Here is a 2,859-nt window from a genome sequence, read left to right as displayed (position 1 = left end):
CGTCTGAACCGTCTCACCACTCCCGCACCCGCCGCCCCCCGCAGCAGCCGCAGGGCACGGGGCGCCGGGTGCGGGAGTGGTGAGACGGTTCAGACGGTTCACGGCCGCCGCACGGGACGCCTGCGGCCGCGCTGCCCTGCGACGGCCTAACGCCCTTCGGCGGTACGGGTGGTGAGGTCCTCGTCCGTGATGGCGCGGACCACCCGGCACGGTGTGCCGAGCGCGACGGTCATCGGCGGGATGTCGCGGCTGACGACGCTGCCGGCGCCGATCACCGACCCGTAGCCGATGCGGACGCCGGGCAGGACGACCACGTTGCTGCCGATCCACACCTTGTCCTCGATCACGATCGGTTCGGAGAACCGCCCGAAGTCGGCGCGGCGCGAGGGGTGCACGGGGTGCCCCGTCGTGGTCAGCGTCACGCTGGGCGCGATCATGACATCGTTGCCTATGTGGATGTCCACGTCGTCGACGAACGTCAGGTTCACGTTCCCGAAGAAGTCGTCACCGATGTGGACGTTGCTGCCGAAGCCCGCGTGGAACGGCGGCAGCAGCACCGTGCGTTCACCGATCGACCCGAAGATCTCGACGAGCAGCGCGCGACGCCTCTCCGCCTCACCCGGTGGGGTCTGGTTGTACGCGAAGATCTGGTCCGTACGCCGTCGAGGCGCCTGGAAGGCCGCCTCGGACTCGGTGTAGAAGAGGCCCTCGGCGATCCGGGCCAGTACTTCTTCCTCATGAGAACCCGACACCGCGGGACACTCCCTTTCCTCGACGTGCTGTCGCTACCGACTTCCTCGACATGCTGTCGCTACCGACTTCCCCGACGTGCTGTCGCTACCGACGCGGCTCGGGCAGGAGCCGGGGCGTCACTCGTTCCTCCACCGCCGTGTCGCCCTCGCGCCGGACCAGGTACGCCCCCTTGCCCGGGAGTTCGGCGACCGCCTCCACCAGGCGTGTGCCCCGGTAGACGAGCCCGACCCCGTCGTCCGTGCAGTGGGTCTCCGGCAGTGTGCCGTCGGCGACGAGGCGGTGCACCAGGGGCCGCCGCCCCTCGTCGCTGTCGTAGTGGACGCCGTTGCCGTACGGGAGGTACGCCAACGCGTCCGTCACCGGGCGGAGCCGGGGACCGAAGGAGTCCGTCGTCCCGCCCCGGAACCAGCAGATGGAGCCCGCGCTGACGCCGCTCAGGACGACGCCGGACCGCCAGGCGCGGCGGAGTATCCGGTCGAGGCCGTGCACGCGCCAGACGGCCAGCAGGTTGGCGACCGAACCGCCCATGACCCAGACGACGTCCTGCTCCAGGACCGCCGACTCGATGTCCTCGATGTTGGGCATCGGGAAGAGCGCGAGCGGGGTCAGGTCGAAGCCCGCGACCCGCGCGGCCTCGCTCATGCGCGCGGTCATGTGCTCGGAGTCGCCGATCGCCGTACCGATGTACATGACCTTCGGCCGCCGCCCGTTCACCCCCGACAGCTCCACGGCGTGGTGCACGAGCGAATGGAAGGTCACCCGGGTGCGGTCACCGATGCGGTGGCCGCCCGAGGTCGCGACGATGGTGGGTTCCGGAGCGGTCATGCTCCGGAGGGTAGCCGGAGGGCTTCGAAGGCCTCGTGGAAGGCCGGGAACGTCTTGCGGACGCACCCCGGGTCGTCGAAGGTGATGCCCGGTGTGCGCAGGCCGGTCACGGCGAAGGACATGACGATGCGGTGGTCGCCGTGGGTCCTGATCTCCGTGCCTCGGGGGGTGCCGGGGTGGATCTCGATCCAGTCGGGGCCGGTCGTCACCTCCACGCCCAGTCGGCGTAGGTTCTCCGCGCAGGCCTCCAGGCGGTCGCACTCCTTCACCCGGGTGTTGGCCACGTCCTCGATCCGCACCGGGCCCGAGGCGAACGGGGCGATCGCGGCGAGGGTCGGCATGGTGTCGGAGATGTCCCGCATGTTGACGGTGACACCGCGGAGTTCGCCGGTGCCGGTCACCGTCGTGCGGTCCTCGCCGACCTCCACCCGCGCGCCCATCCGCCGCAGCACCTCCACGAAGCCCAGGTCGCCCTGGAGCGCGCCCGCGCCGAGACCCGGCACGGTCACCTCGCCGCCGGTGAGGGCTGCGGCCGCGAAGAAGTAGCTGGCGGTGGAGGCGTCGGGTTCGATCGGGTAGGTGGTCGCCCGGTAGCCGCCCGGCGGGACGACGTAGGTGTTCCCCTCCCGGCCGACCTCCACGCCGAACGCCCGCATCATCGCGATCGTGATCTCCACGTACGGCACGGAGACCAGGTCGGTGACGGTGACGCGCAGGCCGGTGCGGGTGAGGGGGCCGAGCAGGAGCAGCGCGGTCAGGTACTGGGAGGACTGGCCGGCGTCCAGGACCACCTCGCCGCCGTGGACGCCGTCGGCGGTGACCGTGAGGGGGTGGTGGCCCTCCGCGTCCTCGTGCCGCAGGTCCACGCCGAGGTCGCGCAGGGCGCGGGTGAGCGGCAGGAGGGGGCGGCGGCGCATCTGGGGGGAGGCGTCGAAGCGGTAGGTGCCGTGGCCTGCGGCGGCGAGGGTCGGCAGGAAGCGGGCGGTGGTGGCGCCGTCCCTGCAGTACACGTCGGCCTCCGTGACGGCGGGGCCCTGGGGGCGGCCGTCGACCTGCCAGGTGTCCGGGGTACGGCCGACGCGGTAACCGAGGCGGACCAGGCCCTCCGCGAAGCCCTCCGTGTCGTCGGACCGGAGGGGGCGTACGAGGGTGGTGACGCCGTCGGCCGCCGCGGCGAGGAAGAGGGCGCGGGCGGTGAGGGACTTGGAACCGGGGATGTCGACGGTCGGCATGCGGGTCATGGTGAACCGTGGGGTGGGGTGGGTGCGGATGTGTCCGGGT

3 protein-coding genes are annotated in these 2,859 nt (G+C 71.8%); all 3 read right to left on the bottom strand.

Features of this window, described 5'->3' with window-relative positions:
• Window positions 1–146: 146 nt before the first annotated feature.
• The 3 genes from P1P70_RS42955 to aroA all read right to left on the bottom strand — a co-directional run bounded on the left by P1P70_RS42955 (window position 147) and on the right by aroA (window position 2,810).
• Window positions 147–752: a sugar O-acetyltransferase gene (locus P1P70_RS42955; protein WP_319247685.1), complete on the bottom strand. Its 606-nt coding sequence runs from the start codon at window positions 750–752 to the stop codon at window positions 147–149.
• Between the two features lie 85 nt (window positions 753–837).
• Entirely contained in the window at window positions 838–1,578 is a 741-nt protein-coding gene (locus P1P70_RS42950) for a peptidase E (protein WP_319247683.1), read from the bottom strand.
• Window positions 1,575–2,810, bottom strand: a complete 1,236-nt coding sequence (gene aroA / locus P1P70_RS42945) for a 3-phosphoshikimate 1-carboxyvinyltransferase (RefSeq protein WP_319247687.1) — start codon at window positions 2,808–2,810, stop codon at window positions 1,575–1,577. The genes P1P70_RS42950 and aroA overlap by 4 nt, the downstream gene beginning before the upstream one ends.
• Window positions 2,811–2,859 lie beyond the last annotated feature (49 nt).

The organism is Streptomyces sp. MB09-02B (genome assembly GCF_033794485.1).
Taxonomy (GTDB): domain Bacteria; phylum Actinomycetota; class Actinomycetes; order Streptomycetales; family Streptomycetaceae; genus Streptomyces.
This window is presented reverse-complemented; position numbering and strand designations above follow the sequence as displayed.